This is a genomic window from Paenibacillus hamazuiensis, assembly GCF_023276405.1.
Taxonomy (GTDB): Bacteria; Bacillota; Bacilli; order Paenibacillales; family NBRC-103111; genus Paenibacillus_AF; species Paenibacillus_AF hamazuiensis.
Genome location: NZ_JALRMO010000001.1, coordinates 5,170,995 through 5,190,941, shown reverse-complemented (window position 1 = coordinate 5,190,941; position 19,947 = coordinate 5,170,995). Strand labels below are relative to the sequence as shown.

Annotated in this window: 21 protein-coding genes; 14 read left to right on the top strand and 7 right to left on the bottom strand. The window is 52.4% G+C overall.

All coding sequences use genetic code 11. From position 1 onward, the window contains the following. Nucleotides 1-136: 136 nt before the first annotated feature. The 6 genes from MYS68_RS22445 to MYS68_RS22420 all read left to right on the top strand — a co-directional run bounded on the left by MYS68_RS22445 (nt 137) and on the right by MYS68_RS22420 (nt 7,577). Nucleotides 137-1,528 (top strand): aminotransferase-like domain-containing protein, encoded by a 1,392-nt coding sequence (locus tag MYS68_RS22445; protein WP_248927993.1) that lies wholly within the window; start codon nt 137-139, stop codon nt 1,526-1,528. Nucleotides 1,529-1,643: 115 nt separating this feature from the next. After that, on the top strand, nt 1,644-2,747 hold the full coding sequence (locus MYS68_RS22440) for a flavin monoamine oxidase family protein (protein WP_248927992.1): 1,104 nt from the start codon (nt 1,644-1,646) through the stop codon (nt 2,745-2,747). After that, nucleotides 2,744-3,712 carry a zinc-binding dehydrogenase gene (locus MYS68_RS22435; RefSeq protein ID WP_248927991.1) on the top strand — a complete coding sequence of 323 codons (969 nt, stop codon included), beginning with the start codon at nt 2,744-2,746 and terminating at the stop codon, nt 3,710-3,712. The genes MYS68_RS22440 and MYS68_RS22435 overlap by 4 nt, the downstream gene beginning before the upstream one ends. Nucleotides 3,713-3,739: 27 nt before the next feature. Then, nucleotides 3,740-5,047 carry an MFS transporter gene (locus tag MYS68_RS22430; RefSeq protein WP_275983507.1) on the top strand — a complete coding sequence of 436 codons (1,308 nt, stop codon included), beginning with the start codon at nt 3,740-3,742 and terminating at the stop codon, nt 5,045-5,047. Between the two features lie 378 nt (nt 5,048-5,425). Then, nucleotides 5,426-5,974, top strand: a complete 549-nt coding sequence (locus MYS68_RS22425) for an RNA polymerase sigma factor (protein WP_248927990.1) — start codon at nt 5,426-5,428, stop codon at nt 5,972-5,974. Further along, nucleotides 5,931-7,577 (top strand): DUF4179 domain-containing protein, encoded by a 1,647-nt coding sequence (locus tag MYS68_RS22420; protein ID WP_248927989.1) that lies wholly within the window; start codon nt 5,931-5,933, stop codon nt 7,575-7,577. The genes MYS68_RS22425 and MYS68_RS22420 overlap by 44 nt, the downstream gene beginning before the upstream one ends. A 123-nt stretch (nt 7,578-7,700) precedes the next feature. Here the strand turns inward: MYS68_RS22420 and MYS68_RS22415 are convergent, their stop codons facing one another. Next, on the bottom strand, nt 7,701-8,138 hold the full coding sequence (locus tag MYS68_RS22415) for a hypothetical protein (RefSeq protein ID WP_248927988.1): 438 nt from the start codon (nt 8,136-8,138) through the stop codon (nt 7,701-7,703). 319 nt (nt 8,139-8,457) lie between these two features. On the opposite strand from MYS68_RS22415, the gene MYS68_RS22410 reads away from it, so the two are divergent. The 6 genes from MYS68_RS22410 to MYS68_RS22385 all read left to right on the top strand — a co-directional run bounded on the left by MYS68_RS22410 (nt 8,458) and on the right by MYS68_RS22385 (nt 12,788). Beyond that, a complete protein-coding gene (locus tag MYS68_RS22410; RefSeq protein ID WP_248927987.1) occupies nt 8,458-9,042 on the top strand; it encodes a sigma-70 family RNA polymerase sigma factor in 585 nt (194 codons plus the stop codon). Then, the gene (locus tag MYS68_RS22405) at nt 9,017-9,730 is read left to right on the top strand and encodes a DUF3600 domain-containing protein (RefSeq protein ID WP_248927986.1); all 714 of its coding nucleotides are present in this window, start codon (nt 9,017-9,019) and stop codon (nt 9,728-9,730) included. Before MYS68_RS22410 ends, MYS68_RS22405 begins: the two co-directional genes overlap by 26 nt. Before the next feature lie 162 nt (nt 9,731-9,892). Continuing rightward, on the top strand, nt 9,893-10,768 hold the full coding sequence (locus MYS68_RS22400; protein ID WP_248927985.1) for an NADH dehydrogenase FAD-containing subunit: 876 nt from the start codon (nt 9,893-9,895) through the stop codon (nt 10,766-10,768). After that, nucleotides 10,752-11,429 carry a hypothetical protein gene (locus MYS68_RS22395; RefSeq protein WP_248927984.1) on the top strand — a complete coding sequence of 226 codons (678 nt, stop codon included), beginning with the start codon at nt 10,752-10,754 and terminating at the stop codon, nt 11,427-11,429. Before MYS68_RS22400 ends, MYS68_RS22395 begins: the two co-directional genes overlap by 17 nt. Next, entirely contained in the window at nt 11,426-12,130 is a 705-nt protein-coding gene (locus tag MYS68_RS22390) for a hypothetical protein (RefSeq protein ID WP_248927983.1), read from the top strand. Before MYS68_RS22395 ends, MYS68_RS22390 begins: the two co-directional genes overlap by 4 nt. Before the next feature lie 13 nt (nt 12,131-12,143). Continuing rightward, on the top strand, nt 12,144-12,788 hold the full coding sequence (locus MYS68_RS22385; protein ID WP_248927982.1) for an ABC transporter ATP-binding protein: 645 nt from the start codon (nt 12,144-12,146) through the stop codon (nt 12,786-12,788). An 84-nt stretch (nt 12,789-12,872) separates the two neighbouring features. On the opposite strand, the gene MYS68_RS22380 is transcribed toward MYS68_RS22385, so the two are convergent. Together MYS68_RS22380 and MYS68_RS22375 are read right to left on the bottom strand one after the other, a co-directional pair. Beyond that, nucleotides 12,873-13,238 (bottom strand): hypothetical protein, encoded by a 366-nt coding sequence (locus MYS68_RS22380; protein WP_248927981.1) that lies wholly within the window; start codon nt 13,236-13,238, stop codon nt 12,873-12,875. 20 nt (nt 13,239-13,258) lie between these two features. Continuing rightward, a complete protein-coding gene (locus MYS68_RS22375) occupies nt 13,259-14,137 on the bottom strand; it encodes a pyridoxamine 5'-phosphate oxidase family protein (protein ID WP_248927980.1) in 879 nt (292 codons plus the stop codon). Between the two features lie 196 nt (nt 14,138-14,333). Between MYS68_RS22375 and MYS68_RS22370 the strand changes: the two genes are divergently transcribed. Beyond that, a complete protein-coding gene (locus MYS68_RS22370) occupies nt 14,334-15,272 on the top strand; it encodes a LysR family transcriptional regulator (RefSeq protein WP_248927979.1) in 939 nt (312 codons plus the stop codon). Here the strand turns inward: MYS68_RS22370 and MYS68_RS22365 are convergent. The 4 genes from MYS68_RS22365 to MYS68_RS22350 all read right to left on the bottom strand — a co-directional run bounded on the left by MYS68_RS22365 (nt 15,248) and on the right by MYS68_RS22350 (nt 18,405). Next, nucleotides 15,248-15,544, bottom strand: coding sequence for a helix-turn-helix transcriptional regulator (locus tag MYS68_RS22365; protein ID WP_420852150.1), 297 nt, complete (start codon nt 15,542-15,544; stop codon nt 15,248-15,250). The genes MYS68_RS22370 and MYS68_RS22365 overlap by 25 nt on opposite strands. After that, a complete protein-coding gene (locus MYS68_RS22360) occupies nt 15,469-16,821 on the bottom strand; it encodes a hypothetical protein (RefSeq protein ID WP_248927977.1) in 1,353 nt (450 codons plus the stop codon). The genes MYS68_RS22365 and MYS68_RS22360 overlap by 76 nt, the downstream gene beginning before the upstream one ends. Nucleotides 16,822-16,853: 32 nt before the next feature. Next, complete coding sequence (locus MYS68_RS22355) at nt 16,854-17,603, bottom strand: cache domain-containing protein (protein WP_248927976.1); 750 nt, start codon at nt 17,601-17,603, stop codon at nt 16,854-16,856. Nucleotides 17,604-17,823: 220 nt separating this feature from the next. Then, nucleotides 17,824-18,405: a TetR/AcrR family transcriptional regulator gene (locus MYS68_RS22350; RefSeq protein ID WP_248927975.1), complete on the bottom strand. Its 582-nt coding sequence runs from the start codon at nt 18,403-18,405 to the stop codon at nt 17,824-17,826. Between the two features lie 102 nt (nt 18,406-18,507). On the opposite strand from MYS68_RS22350, the gene MYS68_RS22345 reads away from it, so the two are divergent. Then, on the top strand, nt 18,508-19,233 hold the full coding sequence (locus tag MYS68_RS22345; RefSeq protein WP_248927974.1) for an SDR family oxidoreductase: 726 nt from the start codon (nt 18,508-18,510) through the stop codon (nt 19,231-19,233). The last annotated feature ends 714 nt before the right edge of the window (nt 19,234-19,947 follow it).

Genomic DNA, 19,947 nt, shown 5'->3' with positions numbered 1-19,947 from the left:
ATAATATTTTTTAGCGGAGATTATATCTTGACGAGGCTGCCGCGATGATCGGCAGCTTTGTTGCTCTAACGGGCAAAAGGTTATAATAAAGCATACCGTTTTCTTAAAACTAGCACTTCGTAAAAGGATGCCGATCATGCCTATTAATTCGTTTGACAACTATCCAATGAGCTGGAAACCATCGATCGATAGAACCCATAAACCTATTTATAAAGTACTCGCGAGACAATTACAACAGGATATTCTAAACGGAGTTTTATTACCTGGAACAAGACTTCCCTCACAGCGTGAATTGGCCGATTTCCTGGACTTAAATTTGAGCACCGTATCGAAAGCGTTTAAAATGTGCGAGTTGAAAGGCTTATTAAGCGCTGCAGTGGGTAGTGGGACATTCGTATCGTATGGTGCGGTATCGAATGCGTATTTACTTGAGGATACCAAACCGAAGCATTTAATTGAGATGGGAGCAACACTACCCGATAATGCTTCCTACGAGCCGCTGCTGCTCCAGCTGAGAAGTATGCTGCAAGAGCCGGATTATGAAAAATGGTTTGGTTATGGTCGTTCAGGCGAAAATCTTTGGCAAAAGGACGCAGCTTTGAAGCTGATCCGAAGGAGCGGCCTTGAAACAACAGTTGATCGCATTTTATTGGCAAATGGGGGGCAAAATGCGATTGCGGCCACACTTGCGAGTTTATGTAAGCCCGGAGACCGCATAGGTGCCGATCCTCACACTTACCCTGGTTTAAAAACGGCTGCAGCGATGCTCAGCATCCAAATCGTACCAATCAAATCCGAGAACGATGTGATGAGTCCAACCGCCTTGGAGTATGCGTGTAAGAATGACGATATTAAAGGGATTTACTTGATTCCCGATTATCATAATCCGACAGCTAGCATGATGCCTGCAGAAAATCGCAAAAGGATTGCAGCAGTTGCCCAAAAATATAATCAGTTCATTATCGAAGATGCGTCGTACAGTCTCCTGTGCGAAAAACCGCTCCCAGCCGTTGCATCATTTGCGCCGGAACAGGCTATCTATATCGCCAGTTTATCCAAATCGATCGCACCGGGGTTGCGACTTGCTTATGTAGCCGTTCCTAGCGCCTTCAAAGAGCCAATCGCAAAAGCACTTTATAATCTAAATGTTTCCGTGCCGCCATTATTTGCAGAACTGGCAGCGCGTACGATTGTATCGAATCAATTCGAGAGCTTGATTGAGGGACATCGGGAACAAGCGATTCGCAGAAATCAAATCGTAAACCGGTATCTGGCAGACTATACGTGTCTAGGTGTCGATACTGGGATCTTCCGTTGGCTGCTCTTACCAGGCAAGATTACAGGGGCGGAATTTGAGACGTTAGCTGCACGGCAGGGGGTACAAGTGTATGCGGCTGATCGATTTGTCGTTGGGAACAGTTCTCCGGAGCGGGCTGTTAGGATTTCCGTTTGTGCACCGGAAACACTGGAAGAGCTGGAGGAAGGATTGACGATCATTCAATCTTTACTTCAAGAACTGACTTTATAATAATATTGTTTGCCATACAATTTTAGTATTGTATGGTTTTTTTATGCGTGTTATGATGGGGCAAATCTTGTTGGAGGGTAACGAGCAGCCCTTTGTATAGGAAAGAGGTAACAATATGCACAATTCGGTGGTCATTGTCGGAGCCGGTTTAAGCGGCCTTCGGGCTGCTTCTCTACTTCATGTACAAGGTATCCCGTGTAGGGTTCTGGAGGCTAGAGATCGGATTGGCGGCAGGATCTTAAGCAGTTCTGTTTTAAATCGGCCTGAACTGGGGAAATTTGACCTTGGACCGACATGGTTCTGGCCGCAGTATGAGAGTACGATTACCCATCTTGTTCATGAATTGAATTTGGAAACTTTTGTCCAATACTCCCAAGGGGCAATGTTATTAGAACGGTCCGACAATGAATCGCCAGAGCGATATATGCTGCCAGCCAATGCAAATGTAAGTTCAATTCGATTCGCCGGAGGTGTGCAGTCGCTAATTGAGGCGGTTGCAGATACGATTCCGCCCGGGACAATCGAGTTAAAAACACGGGTTACTGCGATCAGCCTGGATCAGAATGGTGGGATCACGGTTGAAGCAGACGGAGCAAGGGAACGAATCTCAGCAAGCGCGGTTATCCTAGCGTTACCACCCCGGATTGCAGCGCGATATCTGGAATTTTCACCGCCTCTTCCTTCAGATCTGATGACAGACCTTGTTAACAAGCCTACGTGGATGGCGGGACAGGCGAAGGCAGTTGTCATCTATGATCGACCTTTTTGGAGAGAATTAGGCCTTTCCGGATTCGTATCGAGCCGGGTCGGCCCGTTGCAGGAAATCCATGATGCTTCGCCGGATACAGGCTCTGGTGCGCTATTCGGTTTCTTCGGAATACCGGCAAGTATGCGCCATGAATTGGGGCAGGATGAGATTGAACAATTGGTCATAGGCCAAATGGTTAGGCTGTTTGGACCCTCAGCCGACCAAGTCAGTGCTTTTCTTTATAAGGATTGGTCACAGGATACCGAAACAGCAGTAGAGCAAGACTTTATCCCCCTGATAGATGTCCCGATCTATGGTCAACCATCGGCAACCGGTGTATGGGAGAAGAAAATCGCTTTTGCAGGTACAGAGACGAATACGCAATTCGGCGGGCATCTGGAAGGTGCACTTCAGTCAGCAGAAAGGGTCGTTTCAGAGATCCAAACATGGTTAGGAGGTCACGTACGGTGAAAATGATGAACGCCATGCAAATTCCGTCCAAAGGGGAAAAGATGACACTCATACAGATTCCAGTGCCACAGCCGGGCGAAAAGCAAGTATTGCTTCGAGTAGAAGCATGTGGCGTATGTCATGGCGACGCGGTCGCCATTAGAGGCGCCTCCCCCGCGTATCCCCGCATCCCTGGTCATGAGGTCGTTGGGATTGTGGAACAACTGGGCCTCGGTTCGACGAAATGGAACATCGGCGAGCGTGTCGGGATTGGATGGCACGGTGGGAACAACCATGTAACAGGCTTGACTATCGACGGTGGGTACGCAGAATACATGGTGGCTTATGAGGATAGTTTGTCCCGCATTCCGGATGGATTGTCCGCAGTAGAAGCAGCACCACTTATGTGTGCAGGTGAAACAACATTTAGTGCTCTTCGAAATAGTAAAGCTCGGGCTGGGGATCTTGTCGCGATCCAAGGCATTGGCGGACTGGGGCATCTAGCGGCTCAGTATGCAAAGAAAGCCGGCTTCCGCACGGTTGCGATCTCACGTGGCCGTGACAAAGAAGCGTTGATCCGCCAGCTTGGAGCACATCACTATATCGATTCCGATGAGGAGGATCCGGCTCGAGCCTTACAGGCATTGGGTGGCGCCAAAGTCATTTTGGCTACTGCGCCGAACGCCAAAGCAATCTCTTCTCTGATCAAGGGGCTTGGATCGGACGGTGAACTCATTATTGTCGCCGGCTCAGGGGAGAAACTAGAATTGTCGGCCAGCGATTTCTTAAAAGGACCGAATACGGTTAGAGGTTATTTTACTGGACATGCGCCGGAAATCCAGGATGCCGTTAATTTCAGTGTGCTTACTGATGTACGGCCGATGATTGAGTGCTTTCCGCTTGAACGTGCAAGCGAAGCCTATGACAAGATGATGGCGGCCTCCACTCGGTTTCGGGCCGTTCTCCATATTTATGATGGCAACTGAAGGGTTATAGAATAGGGGGATAGATACATGTCGAACGAGACGGTATTCGTTGGAAAACCAATAAATGGTATGGGAAAATCACTTAGGCCATATGTGGATTCCCCTGAGAATCAGCGTCAGCTGTACAAAAGAACGATGATCATCGTCATTGCTTCCCAGGTGTTTGGCGGGGCGGGTCTGGCTGCAGGGATCACAGTAGGGGCACTGCTTGCACAGGATATGCTCGGAACAGACAGCTATGCTGGTGTTCCGACGGCACTGTTTACGTTAGGCTCTGCTGCCGCGGCGCTCGTCGTCGGCCGCTTATCTCAACGTTTGGGGCGTCGTGCGGGCTTGGCCGCGGGTTTCTTAACAGGCGGACTTGGTGCTGCAGGCGTCGTCCTGGCAGCTGTTTTCAATAGTATAGTGCTGCTCTTCGTTTCGCTGCTGGTCTATGGAGCAGGGACGGCTACCAACCTGCAGGCCAGATATGCCGGTACGGATCTGGCACTCCCGACACAGCGGGCCAAAGCGATTAGTACGGCCATGGTCTTCACGACATTTGGTGCGGTTGCAGGACCGAATCTCGTAAATATTACAGGTCGAATTGCGACTTTGTTAGGCGCTCCTACGTTATCCGGTCCATTCATGCTGGCAGCTGTTGCTTATATATTGGCAGGTTTCGTATTGCTCATATTCTTGCGGCCAGATCCTTTAATCGTGGCCAAAGCTATTGCAGAAACACAACGTGCACAAGATAGCCGGAACCACGCACAGCAATCCCATACTCTTATAACGGGTGTGAATAAACGGGGGATAATTGTTGGTGCGTCGGTGATGGTGTTAACCCAGATTGTGATGGTTGGTATTATGACCATGACACCGGTTCACATGAAGCATCACGGACATGGACTTGGCGAGGTTGGTGTCGTGATCGGAATTCATGTTGCCGCAATGTATCTGCCCTCACTGCTCACCGGCATTCTCGTCGATAAGTACGGACGGATGCCGATGTCCTATGCCTCTGGAGTGACTTTGCTCTTGGCCGGCTTACTCGCTGCATTTGCATCCGGTGACTCCATGGTACTGCTTGTTCTTGCGCTTGCGCTACTTGGATTGGGGTGGAATTTTGGTCTGATCAGCGGAACAGCAGCGATTGTCGATGCCACACCTCCACATATACGTGCCAAGACACAAGGAACGGTGGACGTTTTGGTTGCTCTTGCCGGGGCATCCGGAGGTGCATTGTCCGGCATGGTGGTGGCTCAGTCCAGCTATTCGACACTCTCCCTGGCCGGAGGATTCCTGTCTTTGCTTCTTATACCGGTTGTCCTGTGGTCCAGGAAGAAGGTATAATGCACGTTTTATTTTAAACCGTTTGCTGAAGAGGCAATGTTTGATGAGGAATGTACGCCTGATCTGTGCGTGGAATAACTGAAATAGATGGCCCCTGAATCTCTGCCATTAGTCGGGGGAGTGCTCCAACGGCAGCGAAATCCGTCTTCCCGAAGGGATCCCCCTCACCGTATAAAGAATTGTTCGACGCAATGCGGGATTTCATAATCCGCACGAACGCGGGGAAGCATTGGACGATGGTCTATTGAGAGGAAGCATATCGGGATCAGGCCCAAAGGCGCCGGGCGGAATTCGGCACTTTGGGTTTTTTTGCGAAAAAAATGAACCTTTCGGCCGGTGAGGTTGTTTATAAGGTAAAAGCGGAAAGGGGGAGAAGGTTTGACCGAGAAAGAGCTGTTTGAAACGTATAACAAAGACGTTTACAAAACGTGTTATTTCATGCTGCATCACGCCGCGGATGCGGAGGACGTATGCCAGGAGGTGTTTTTGACCGTGTTCCGGCACGACTGGAGGCGGGTCGAGCATTTGAAGACTTGGCTGATGCGCGTGACGGTGAACCATTGCCTGAACCATTTGAAAAAAAACAGCCGCGCGCAGGCTAACGAAAAGCGGCTTCAGCAGCTTGCGCCGCCTGCGGAAAAAGCGGCGGAAACGGTTGCCGAGGAACGGGAGGCGGCCAAGGAATGCGTGCAATTGTTAAGCCGCCTGCCCGGGAAAATAAGAGCCGCCGTTTCGCTGCGCTTTATAAGCGAGTGCAGTCTGAACGAGGTGGCGGATATTTTGAGCATCCCGGTCGGAACGGTGAAGTCCCGGCTGAACAAGGGACTCAAGCTGATGAAGCGGATGGCGGAGCCGGCAAATGACGGAAAGGATGGTGGCGCTTATGGAAAAGGCCGAACAAACGTTTACTCGGTTTTTAGAAGATGACAAGCAGCTGGATTATCCGGATTTCGACGCGATGTGGAGCCGGATCGAGAAGAACATCCCCGCGGCGGGCACCAAGCTGGCGCCGGTCGACATGTCCGCGCCGCGGCGAAAGCGGCTGCGCAAATTGACGCTGATCGCTTCGTTGACCGCGGTGCTTGCAGCCAGTCCGGTGATCGCGGCCATTTCATATAACTGGGAGCACATTTTATCGTTCCGAAGCGGCGTTCAATCGGCGCTGGAGCAGGGGCTCGGGCAGAACATCGGAAAATCGGTGACGATCGACGGCGTGACGATGACCATACATACCGCCATCGTTGACGATAACCGTACGGTGCTGCTTTACAGCCTGAGCGCAGAAGGCGGGACGCCGGAAAGCCTGTATTTTTCCGCCATGGAGCTGAAGGATGCGGATGGCCGGACCATCGAAGGGCGGCACAGCCAGTTTTGGGATAAAGACAGCAAGACGTTCAGCGGTTACTTTGAAACGGAGTGGACGCCGGACGGGCTGGAGGCGGACGTGCAGCTGACGGCGAGCACGCTGCAATCGTTCTCTTCGGCAGAACGCGACATTGCGCTCGATCCGTCCCAGGATAAGCTGCAAACTTTCGATATCCGGCAGGACGGTATCGGGCGGTTGACGGTGCGGCCTTTTGTGCAGGGAGAGAAGATGCTGCTGGATACCGCCGTCGAATTTGAGCGGCAGGATGCCATGAAGTGGACGTTCCCGCGCATCGGCGTTTATAAGGACGGCGCTCTGGTCAAGGAAGCAGGACCCGGCGCATTCGGCAAGCCCGGCGAGCATGGGGAATACACCGGCAAGCAGTATTATCAGCTCGGCGATTTGCAGGGATCCTCCGCAACCTTCAAACTGCTCTACACGCGCGAGGAGCGGAGGATCGACAAGGACTGGGCATTTGCCCTTCATTTGGACAAAAAGCAGATGCTCAGCGGCACCGTCAAACACGGCATGAACGTTCCGGTCGAATTTCCCGCAGGCCGGATGACGCTGGAGGAAATGATCGTCACGCCGACGCAAATCCGTATCATAGCAAGCCACGAAAAGTATATGCGCATACCGTATCTCCGGTTTGCGCTCGATGTGAACGGCACGCTCCTGGACGGGGGAACATGGCCGAACGAGGATCCGGAAAAGACGACGTTCCGGTTCGAGCTGCCGCCCGGAGTGAAAGTAACGGAGCAAACGCCGGTATCTTTTGCAGCGAAATACGAGGTGCTGGAGCATAAGGACGCCACCGAACCGATCAAGCTGACCGATATCGGCGAGCGGAAGATGACGCTCACAACGAAGGTCGGAGGTTATTCCGTCCTGTGGACTTACTACAAACAGGACGGCAAGCTTTATGTGCAGAGCGAATGTGCCGATCCCAGCTTTGGCGGCATTAACCAAACGTATATCATGAAGGACGGAAACCGGCTCATCGGCAAGCCGGTGACGACGAACTTTATGGGAGACGGCAACAACCGCGCGATCGACGAGTATCCGGATTTTACCGGAACCGAAGCGGAGCTTCATATTTTCTGGTACTACACGGAAACACCGGACAAGGAGCTGCGCGTTCCGCTGTACGGGCAGGATAAGTAAACAAACAAATCGGTATCATAGGCTTGCCCCAAGTTGGGCGAGCTTTTTCTTTTCCGCACCGATTGTCAGGAAAAGGAATTCGGAAGCAAGTCGAGAAAAAGATAAGGATTTATTTCGCACTTGTCAGCTGACGGACAAAATGGGTCCCTCTGCGGAGCGGCTCAAATGTTCGCGGAATTTGCCAAGCAAATTCGCCCTCCTGCCGTCCGCGGTGAGCGGCGAGACGACGACGGTTTCCGGCCCGGTCATTCGCGCCGAAAACCCTTGGATTAACGCGGTCGCCACCCCGATATTGTGCCATCGCCGGTCAACGTCCACGTACCGGACCTCCAAATAATTGGGGACCGCAGCTTTGTCCTGCTCGCCGATCAGCTCGTGCGTATCCGCTTTGCAGCGATGAAACTTCAAAACGCCGACGATCCGATCGTCCATGTATCCGCAAATAAATTGCGTATGCCTCTCCAGGCTCGCGATATCGATCGGCGAAAAATACCGGAATCCTTCGAACATGGGCAGATTCGCCGTCGAATCGACCGGAAGATGATAAGTATCTTTCGCCAAAGCCGCCTTATCGCAATAACAAACTTTCAAGATCCGGGAATTTTTTAGAGGAGTTAAGAATAGTTCCACATGAACCTGCCCCTTTGGACTCCTTTAAACGTTTCTCGATTTAAGGTATGTATGCGAAAGCCGTCGGTGCTTTTTACCAAAAATATTTTACTGCGTGGACCGGGAAACTTGAAGCCTCATGGTTGGCGCTCTTGCGCTGTCAGGCTGCGGGAGAAGCGGCAGGAGAAAGTTTTTTTCAAAAAAACCGAACTTTTTGGCCGAATTCAGCCAATATGGGATGTCAGAAATTTTCCTAGGGAGGGCCCCCTTGATGGAGGAAGTCAATGTTCATGAGCTGCTCAGGCGGGTGGCGGAAGGGGATGAGACGGCGTTCGGCCAGCTCTATAACGAGACGTGCCAGGATGTTTACCGGATGGTGGCGTTTCTGATCCCTGATGCGCACGATGCCATGGAAGTGGCGAACGAAGTATATGTGCAGCTTTGGAAGTCGCTTGGTTCCTACGACGGAAGCCGGCCTTTCCGGTTTTGGCTGCACGGCATCGTGGCGAAACTGGCGAGCAATCACCGGAGAAGCTTATGGCGCAAATTCCGTCTGTTTGAAAAGAAAAAGTTATCGCTTGCCGCTGCGGCGGGCCATTCTTCGCTCAAGGACGTGGAGTCTGAGGACGAGCTGCTTCAATTGATGATGAAGTTATCCCGAAAGCTGCGGACCGTACTCGTCCTGCGTTACTACCAGGATTACAGCTTTGAGGAGATTGCAGCGCTGCTGGGAGTACCTGTAGGCACCGTCAAATCCCGGCACCACGCGGCAGTGGAGAAATTGCGCAAGACCTGGAAGAATAATCAAGAGGATAAGGCAGGGGATATTCATGGCGTTCGAACAACAAATCCGTAAGTCTTTTCAGCATGCTTCCCGCAGAATGACGGTTCCGCCGGAGCTCGGCGACAGGGTGGCGAAGCAAATCTTCAACACGTCGAAGAGTACCGGCCGAAAACGAATGCGAACCGTGCAGCGCATCGCGGTCTGCATGGCGATCGGCGGCGTGATCCTTACGGGCACGGCGTTTGCCGCTCCTAATTTCGCTGACCGCATTTACGGCTCGTATGAGGAGCTGAAAAAGAAAGTGGTTACCGTATCGATGCAGCAGTATCAAAAAATCGGCATGAAATTCGCCGGCGCTGCCAAAGAGCTGGGCAGCGATTATCCGGCTTTCGAACAGCTGTCGAAGCAAATGGTAGCCGCCAAAGTGGACTATGGCGATAAAAACTGGCAAATCGATTTCTCGGCGCTCAGCCCGGAAACCTATGCGGAATTAAACCGGCTGTACGCCGACATTCAGCCTTACTTTGACCGCTTGAACCACGAGCCGGTCGCGCGTGATGCGCTGTCTCCCGAAGAATACGACAAGTATATCGCCCTGCAAATGCAGCGGGAATCCATTCTAGCGCAGGCCGGAGTCGATCCGAGCGTCGGCCGCATTGAGCAGAATTTGCCGGAGAAGTACTACACCGCCTACGAGGAGACGAAGCGAAGCCTGAAAGAGCTGGAGAGCAAAATACGGCAATCGCGGCAAAGCAGATAGAAAATCGGGAAACGGCATCCGGATCTTTTCCGGGATGCCGTTTTTTTTGCCGAGTTTATTGTTGGAAAAAAATTATGGGGAAATGTTACATTCGGCCTGCAAGTGACGTCTTTATTGGTGTAGGGGCTTGAACACCCCGATCATTCTGTTTGAGGTGCAACCATGCTGATCGAATGGCAAAAGCTGCTAAAAAATAAAGCCACTTATATTAGCCTTAGCGCACTAATCCTTGTGGTTGGGCTGGCTGCCTGGTCGGGGGCCGGCATGTTTCGAAGCGAATACGATGTCATCAAGAGAGTGAATGGACATTTTCCCGACGCTGTAGCTCTCATTTCGCCGCACCAATATTGGATCGGACTTTCCAATGCATTCTTTTCGTCATTTTATTATTTTATTTTCCCGCTTCTTGTCGCCTTGCCGATAGTGGATACCATTTACAACGAACAAGTTAGCGGAAACCTCCATTACCAAATGATTCGCACGAATCGAAGAGCTTATTTTTGGAACAAGTTTATTTTTACTTTTGTTATCTCGTTTGTATTTTTCGTGATTCCTCTGCTGATAGGGGTTGGCTTGGTGAACTTGCTGACGGGAACTTGGGATTACACCGGCTTCTCGGCAGCTTACGATAAACTGATTCGCGGAACTGCGGTTCTTGGGGATTCAACGTCTCTTTCCCTTAAGAAAGAGCTATTTTCAGATTTACTGAGCGTTTCGCCATACGCATATATCATGGTCTACTACATCATCGGAGGTCTATATGCCGGCGCTTATTCGTGCTTCGGGCTGGCGCTTTCTTTCTTTGTTCAAAACCGGTACCTGATTTTGATCATGCCGCTATGTCTCTACTTGGGAGGTTGGATGATATTTACCCTTCTTCGTTTGCTGCCGTGGGATCCTTTTAATTTTTTGGACCCGCGTCAGCCTGTGAACGGACTGCATGTTCTTCCCGTCGTTATTGACTTCGGTATGCTGATGCTGGCAGTCGCTTTTTTATATATGCTGGGGGTGAGAAAAACTCGTGACATCCTGGCGTAAAATCCCCCCATTTGTCGTTCAGGACCTAAAGCTAAGAAGAAAAGGAATTGCCGTCGTCCTTGGCGTCATTCCGGCACTTTATATATTAGGCGTATGGCTGAACCCTTATGTCCAAAATGCTTCGGATGCAGGGCGGTTTATTTTGTCGCTTCGATTTGAATTTTTTCACAATCCGTTGTTCATTCTGATGATCGGAATGAGCAGCCAGCCGGGCGAATGGGTAATGATCAGAAGATATACCCGGAGAGGCGAGATGGCGGGTTATGAAATTTGTTTCATTCTATTCTATGCTTTCTGCTTCATGCTGGTCGTTTTCATGTCGGGAACCTTGATTTACAACATGGTTTTGCATCAACCTTTTACTGAAATTCCCTCCCTGCTCGTGTTCGCGGGGCTGTTCTATCTGGTCACCGTATCGATCGGCTTATTATTTCTATCGGTTGGAGCGGCGAGTAGCAAGGTTATATCGTCTATCATCCTGATTGCTTTGGTCGTTCTTGATCGATTTACTGCCGCCATCATCCCGTCTATATTTTATGGGCAAAATGTCAATCCTTCAACAGCGGCATGCGTCTTGCTTCTTGTTATTGGTTTGATATCGTTCATCATTGTGTTCCAGATGAAAGGCAAGGATTATTACGGCAAGGATGAGAGCCATTGAAATTACTTCTGTTGGAAAGCCGATTGTTGCGGGAAGACTTACTCAAATTCGTTTCGTTGTCCTTCGGCATCCCCGTTCTGAATTTTTTGCTTTTTGCGGGAAACGGGGTTATTTCCTCCGGATCGACGACAAGCCAGGTTTTGGGACTGATGTTCGGCTCAGTTCGGAATTTTCCGATGAGCTGGATTTATTGGATATTTCTATGCTTCGGTTACTTGCTGCTGCTGCAAATCGTTTGGAAGCCGAACGTTCGTATGTTTGAGATCTATCAGGTGCTTCGTTATCAAAATATGCGCCTGTATTGGCGGATCAAATTTATGGCGGGGTTCCTGCTGACCGTCTTTTATGTGTTTTGCAGTCTCGCCGTAACATTCGCGGCTTCTTTAATAATGAAAGCTCAACCGATTTGGGACGCCGGGTGGCTAACCGTCTTTATATGCCTGACCTTGAACTTGTATATCCATGCGTTAATTTGGCTTGCGCTCAAGGTTTATGCGTTAGTGGAAGCGGCCGTTATTGTCGTGGGTCTTCTGTTTTATGCCGGCGTGCGGGTCGTGGCACCGTATATTCCGCTTTACTACGCCATGAAAGACCATTTGCAGCCGTACTTGTTGATGACGACGTTTGCCATCGAATGTTTGATCATAATTATGTTGACAGCTTTAATTGAACGAAGGGTTAAAAAGCAAGATTTGTTTTAGGGGGCCGAGTGTCATGGCGATCGCCATTCAAATGAATAACGTAAGCAAATCGATAAAAGGCCGAGAGGTATTAAGCGAAGTGACGCTAACCATTGAAAAAGGTAAAATCGTCGGGTTTGTCGGGCACAACGGTTCGGGGAAATCGATGTTATTCCGAATCATAACAGGACTTGTAATACCGACTTCCGGCGAGGTATCGCTTTTCGGGGAAACGCTGCATCGCACGATCTCTTTTCCGAGAAGCGCCAGCGTGATTTTGGAAAAACCCGGATTTTTGGAGCAATACTCCGGTTACGATAATTTGAAGTTTCTCGCCGACATTCGAGGGAAGATCGGCCCCGAGCGCATCAAGACGGCCATTCGCCAAGTGGGTCTGGACCCGGAAGATAAGCGGAAAGTGAAGGCGTATTCGCTCGGGATGAAACAGAAATTGGCGATCGCCCAAGCTATCATGGAGGAGCCGGAGCTCATTTTACTCGACGAACCGATGAATGGATTGGACGAGGATTCCGTGAGCAACGTCTACGAGCTTATAAAAAAAGAAAACGCCCGCGGCGCCACCGTATTATTAACTTCGCACCATAAAGCGGATATCGAAACGTTATGTCATGAAGTTTATAAATTAAATGCGGGGAAGGTTTCGGAAGTTGGAGGTTAAAGTCGGTTATCCGGGTAGATCGGCAAAAAAAGGACAAAAACGGCATTCCGGATCTTTTCCGGGATGCCGTTTGTCCTTGGTCTGTTAAAGAATAATCGGAGTGAAGCCATCCTTCATATATTGAGCAAACGGGATATGCCCGCCGGTCGTTTCATATCCCAGCAGCGGGACGCCGGCTTTCTCTACCTTTTCGCTCACCTCGAAAAATGCCGAGCAAGCTTGGCAGCCGCCTTTAACGATTCCCGCCTTCAAGACTTCCCTGTATAATGAATTGAACGGATGCTCCGGTTTGCTGAATTCGTCGGGCCACTGCGTGCCCAGTCCGTCAAAAACAATCTCCACCTCAAAGCCGGCTTCGTGCAGCTCTTGCCCATACAACAAGCCGTGCACCGCTTTGCCTACATCGCTTTGATTCGCTTGAATCACGATTAAATATTTGGTTGCCGCCATATTTGTGCCTCCTTGGTTTTTCAATCTTCAATGAGCCTCCAGCCGAACGGAGTATCGTTTTGCGTAAAAAGCGCCTCATCCATCTCGAACCGAACGAGCCGTTCCGCACCGGGAAAAAGAGAAATCATCTCCTCGTCCCAGACGATAACGGCACGACCGGTTAGCTGCAGCGTATGTCCGTGATCGAAATCGATAAATAACAAGCCGCAGTGCGGGTCACTGTATATATTTCCGAGCGTGTTGAACATCGAATTGCCGTAGTAATCGGGAAAAATAAGGATGCGGTCACCTTCCGCACGGATGAACCCGGGCGGCCCTCCGCGATGGGAGGCGTCCGCTTTTCCTTCGGAACTGACGCTTCCGATGAAGAAGGTGTCGGCATTTCGAATGCAGGCCAGCTGTTCGGAATCAAGCCGGGAGCTGCGGTGCGCCGAATGCTCTTCCCTACGGAGAACACCGTGCGGGTGCAAGGCCCTTCTCCGAATGTACTTGGGACAGTTGCCGTATATTTGCTCGATCGTAACGACAAGCCGGCGTTCTTCATCGAAGCGGCCATTGCCGTTTATTCTCAGCCTGTTCCTCCTGCCGAGGTCAATCACCAGCAGGCCGAGCTCATGATTCGACAGCAGATTTTGCAGCAGCGGATCGCTTTTCGCCGGTTGGGAACGAATCGTTACTGTACGCTCGTCAGCTGCTTTGATAAAACCCGGTTCGCCGGTCAGCAGCGAACACCATACGTTCCCGCGAGCGTCGACGGAAGCGGCGATAACCAGAGTTTGCGCCGCCAAAAAGGCAGCGGCCCCTTGGGGAATGCTGCTTCGGACGGTCTTTCCGTTTTGCTGCGCGGCGCCTTCGGCTCCTGCCAGCTTCTGCATCATAAGCTCACCGGCGTGGTACATGGTCCATCTTCCTCTTTTCCGCTTCTCCCGGCGATTGCCGGACTCTGAATTTCTCCATCCTATCTCTCCATTCTTCATAAAATCGTGTATCCGGCTTGAGTGTTATGCTATCATGGAATTACCGATTCGAAAAACGAAAATATACGATGTGATATATCGAAATTACCGATACCTATTATGAGGAGGAGCAAGTCATATGTTAGAGATGCTGGAAGGGCGGTTTCTGATCACTTTTTTGACCGTGATGGAGGAGGGGAGCTTCAGCCGCGCCGCGGAAAAGCTCGGATACGTGCAGTCGACCGTCACCTCGCAAATTCAGCTGCTTGAGCAAAGCTGCAAACAGAAGCTGTTTCATCGTCTGCCCCGGGGCGTGCAGCTGACGGATGCCGGCCAGAAACTGGCGGTATTCGCCCGCCAATTTGTCCGGCTCGGGCAATCGCTGGAGGAGGCGATGGGCAGCCTGGATCAGCCGCGTGGCACCGTGCGGGTGCGTGCGCTGGAATCGTTTTGCGTCACGCGGCTGTCCGGGTTTTTGCGGCCTTTTTTTGCGGAATATCCCGAGGTGAGGCTGCTGCTGGAAACCGGCTTTCAGGGGGATACCGTCGAGCAGGTGCTGTCTCATGCGGTCGATTTCGGCATCGTGCCGAAGGATCCGGGCCGGGACGATCTGGTCTTCGAGCCGCTCATCGAGGAGGATATGGCGATGGTCGCTTCCAAACAGCTGGCTGAGCTGATCCTCACTAAAGGGTGGGAGATGCTGGACGGGGTGCAGGTGATCGGCTTCGGCCAGCGCTGCGTATACCAAACCGACGGGAACAAGCTGCTGGCCGAGATGGGGATGCGTGCGGATGCCCGGCTGGCGGAGTTCCCCAGCATGGAGCTGATTCGCCAAATGGTTTCGTGCGGGCTTGGCGTCGCCTTCGTTCCCGAGATCGCCGTGGAGCGGGAGCTGGCCGAAGGCACGGTGGTCCGTCTGCCGCTTCCGCTGTCGCAGCAGCAGCGGGTCCGGCTGACACACGGACTGATCCGCCATAGAGACCGGGTGCTGAATACCCCGTCCCAAGTGCTGCGCAGCAAGCTGCTGGAGCATTTCGGACGACCCGCCCGGCCTTACGAGCCGGTCTCGCTCCATTGACGAAATTGTCCCGGCGTGATGCCTTCGTGGCGTTTGAACACGCGAATAAAAGTGTTGGAGCTCGCAAATCCGACCCGATCGGATATGTCGGCCACGGAAAGGCTCGTGCTCCCGAGCAGCAGTTTGGCCTGTTCGATCCGCTTCGAATTGATGTAATCGACGAAGCTCATGCCGGTAATATCTTTGAAGATGCTGCTTAAATAAGAGGAGGAAAGCCCAATTGCATCTCCGAGAACCGTGAGGGAAATATCTTGATGGTAATGGCTCCCCACATAAACTTCGATCTTGGCAAGCAATTGACTGTACTGTCCGTGTTTCTTGCTCTGGATCCATTCGCAGATCGTGAGGAACGCATTCCCGATGCAGTCTTTTTTCTCCGCATGCCGGGCAGCCGATCAAGCTCCCGGTACAGGCTGAACGATCGGCCGAATATTTCCTCCGAAGTGGAACCGATTTCATAAATGGTGCGAATGGCCGTCCCCGCCAGCGCGTGGAACAGATGGTGAACGATTTCCGGAGTCGGCTCGCCGGCCTCCAGATTATCTCCCCACAGCGTGCGAAGCAGTTCGGTTAGAGCGTCCGTATTGCCGGTTTTTACCGCACCCATGATCCGCTTCTCCAGGTCGAGCGAGTAGACAAACGAACGCTCGGGAAGATTGCGCACTTCGTCTACGTAAATGACGGACCCTTGCCCCTTGACCATTTTATATTGCAGCGCGGAAAGCGCGTCCACGTAGGAGAAAGGAACGTCCTCAGCCCTACCGTACACTTTGCCGACGCCGACCGTAAACGTGCGGCCGTACTCCCGCTCGAAGCAGGACGTCACTTTGCGGATAAAATCGCCGACCAGCTCCGGTTTCGGATTCTGCGAATCGAGACCAACGACCGAGACGATTTTGTTGCTTCTCTTCTTGAGCGATTTGACGGAAAAATGAGCTGCATCGAACTCGTTGGCCATATCATCGATCATGCCCAAAATGTCATGGTCAAACGGACTGATTTTTTCATCGACGGAAAAATCGACGGTTTCGAACACGATGATCTGAAACGCGCGGGAGGCGAAAGGCAGATGAAGCTTCTCCGCAGCCTCGTCCATTTTATCGTCCGTTACCCGGCCTTCCAGCAAATCGTACAGAAACTTCGTCTGCAGTGCGGGCAGGTTTTTCTCAAATTCGTCCTTCAAGTGATGATTTTCGTAGTAAACGTAGTTGATGATCCGGTCGATGAAGCCGAGCTCATCCTCTTTCCGTCCGCTTGCGCCTTCTTCTTTCCTCCGTTCGAACAGGTTCAAATAGGCGACGATGTTGTTGATCGGTCTGTAAATGCGGTCGGTCAAAAAATAAGAGATGACCACGCCGACGGCCAGGCAGACGGCTGCGGCGATCAGCGTGAACTGGCGGAATTTGTTCGCTTTTTCCGTGATAAAGGCGGTCGGCACCGCGCTGATGTACGTCCAATCGTTCACCCGGGACGATGTGTAGACGATTTGGTAGCTTTTGCCGGAAATCGTCTCCTGCAAATATCCTTCCGTCGCTCCGCTGGCCTTCACTTTGTCTGCGATGATTCCTTTGACGGAGTATATCAGCTCATCAGATCGGAACGGACCGCGCTGTGAATGACGAGCCGGCCGGATGCGTCGACGGCGTAAATGAATGCGGGGTATGGGTCGCTGATGCTTTGCAGCATGCGGGACAAATCGTCGGTTTTGACGTTCATGTAGAGGATGCCGGTCGGAGTCAGCTCGTTCAGCGGGACCGTGCGGGCAAAGGTGATGACGGACGAAGGGACCCCGTCCGTGACGGCGTCGAACCGGCCGATGTAAGAGATGCCGAAATGGCTCGTCGGCGTCTTTTGCCAGTCGAGCTGCGGAGTTGTGGTGTACAGCCGGCTGTAGAAGTAGTCCGCGTTGTATTTCGATTCGTGGTTCAGGACGACCGGATAGCGGTAAGGCTGCAGCCAAATGTCCGAGATCAGCGGATTCGACAGCTTGACGCTTTTCAGATACTGGATAATATCCAGAAACAGCATCTGGTCGAGATCCCACGTTTGGTCCGATAAATACAGCGCGCGGCGGATTTGATTTTGCAGCGAGATCTGGAAAGACAGCACATCCCACGAATGAAGCGCCTGGTCGATGTTGTTTCGCGCCTGCTCGATATATTTGTTGTTGGAGCTGACGACTTCCTCGATCAGCAGCGAGGACGACTTGGAATACGATACGTACCCGAACACAAGGATCGCCGCGAGAATGAACGCATTGAAGAAAAACAGCATTTTGACAAAAATGCTCTTATGCTTGAAGGTTTTCAAGCTTTGCGGGAAAATTCTCACGTCCGTGTCCCCCTGCAAACCGATTGTGCGCGCCTTGTGCAGCCGGATTCCTCTAGTCTATTCCAAATTGTATGGCACCGGACCGCAGTTGTAAAGCGCTTTCGTGACATTCAGACAAAGCCTGACGCCGCCGTTTCGTATCGTGGAGGGCGGCGCTTCGGCTTTTCGTCGGGACGATGCCGGGTAATAATGCAAGCTGAGCGGAAGCCCGGACGCCGGGCTAATCGAACAAATACGATACGAGGGAGTCGGCAAAAGGCTCCTCTAACGCAGCATGCCGATTCAGCAGGCGATACCACATCGGCCCGTAACATAAGTCGGCGACAAGCTCCAAATCGGCATTTTCCGGCAGTTCCCCGCGCTCTGCGCCGCGCTGCAGTAGGCGGATGAGCGCCGCTCGCCTCGACGAAATGAACGTTTCGCGAAATGCGGCGGCGAATTCGGGATTAAACTGCGCCTCCGCCATGAGGCTGCACACGATTTCGTCCGAACCGTCCGCAAGAGTACGGAACGTTTGCCTCATATATTGAAGCACGTCGCTTTTGAGCCGGCCCGTATCCGGAAGAGCGATTTCGGTTTCCGCCTGAAGTTTGAGCGCCTCCATGACGATAAAAGGGACGCCGGGCCACCACCGGTATAAAGTCGGTTTTCCGACGCCGGCTTCTTTGGCGATTCGTTCCATCGTCAAATTTTTATATCCGGTTGTTTTCAGCAGGTTCAGCGTCGCCGTCATAACGGCTTCCCATGCTTTCCGGCTCCTCGGTCTTCCAGCCGGCGCCGATTTTTTTTGTTTTTCGTCCATTGGCGAGAACCCCCTCGTTAAAAAATGCGTTTGACAATACGTTACGTAACGTATTATAATTCATTCAAGCAATTATATCAAGAGAAGCGAGGCGGATAACTTATGGCAAATGGTATGGTGGGACAACGCGCGATCGTTATGGGAGGAACGTCGGGAATCGGGCTTGCAGCGGCCCGTTTGCTGGTCGAAGAGGGAGCGGAGGTCGTTGTAGCCGGCCGCGACGGAGCCAAGATCGATGCCGCACTTCAGCTGCTCGGCCCCAAGGCGCGCGGGGAGCAGGTCGATGCTTCCTCCGCCGACGATCTGAAAGCTTTTTATTCCCGTCAAAGCGGCTTCGACCATCTCGTGATCACCGTCTCCGGAGCCAAAGGAGCGGGGAACTTCCGCGAGCTTCCGCTGAATGAATTGCGCGGAGGTTTCGAAGCGAAATTTTGGCCGCAGATCATGTCCGCGCAGCTCAGCCTGGATACGATCAACAGCAACGGCTCCATCACGTTTCTTACCGCGATTTCGGCCCGCAACGTTTCTCCGGGTATTTCCGGACTCGCCGCCATCAATGCCGCGATAGAAGCTATGGTGCCCATTTTGGCGGTTGAGCTGGCGCCTCTGCGGGTAAACGCGGTGTCCCCGGGAGTTGTGGACACGCCGTGGTGGAACTGGCTGCCGGAAGAACAGCGGGCCGCCGCGCTGAAGTTTTACGAAGACCAGGCGCCCGTCGGAAGAGTCGGACAGCCGGAGGATATCGCCAAAGCGATATGTTATTTGATCGACAACACGTTTGTGACCGGTACGGTGCTTGAGGTTGACGGCGGTTTACGGCTTAAGTAGGGAAGGAAGGCCGAGAGGCGGAAAAAGCGTCTCTCGGGCAGGTTTGGGCGAAGCGAAGAGCGTGAAGGAAGGCCGAGAGGCGGAAAAAGCGTCTCTCCGCCGCGAAGAGTCGCTCGGCCGTGGTCCGAGAGCGGGAAAAAGCGCTCTCGGGCGGGTTCGGGCTGAGCGAAGAGCGTGAAGGAAGGCCGAGAGCCGGAAAAAGCGTCTCTCCGCCGCGAAGAGTCGCTCGGCCGTGGTCCGAGAGCGGGAAAAAGCGTTCTCGGGCGGACTTGGGCTGAGCGAAGAGCGTGAAGGAAGGCCGAGAGGCGGAAAAAGCGTCTCTCGGCCGCGAAGAGTCGCTCGGCCATCGCCCGAGAGCGTAAAAAAGCGCTCTCGGGCGAGTTTTGGCGAAGCGAGGAGCGTGAAGGAAGGCCGAGAGGCGGAAAAAGCGTCTCTCGGCCGCGAAAACTCGCTCGGCCATCGCCCGAGAGCGGGAAAAAGCGCTCTCGGGCGGACTTGGGCTGAGCGAAGAGCGTGAAGGAAGGCCGAGAGGCGGAAAAAGCGTCTCTCGGCCGCGAAAACTCGCTCGGCCATCGCCCGAGAGCGAGAAAAAGCGCTCTCGGGCGGGCTTAGGCTGAGCGAGGAGCGTGAAGGAATGCCGAGAGGCGGAAAAAGCGTCTCTCGGCCGCGAAAACTCGCTCGGCCATCGCCCGAGAGCGTAAAAAAGCGCTCTCG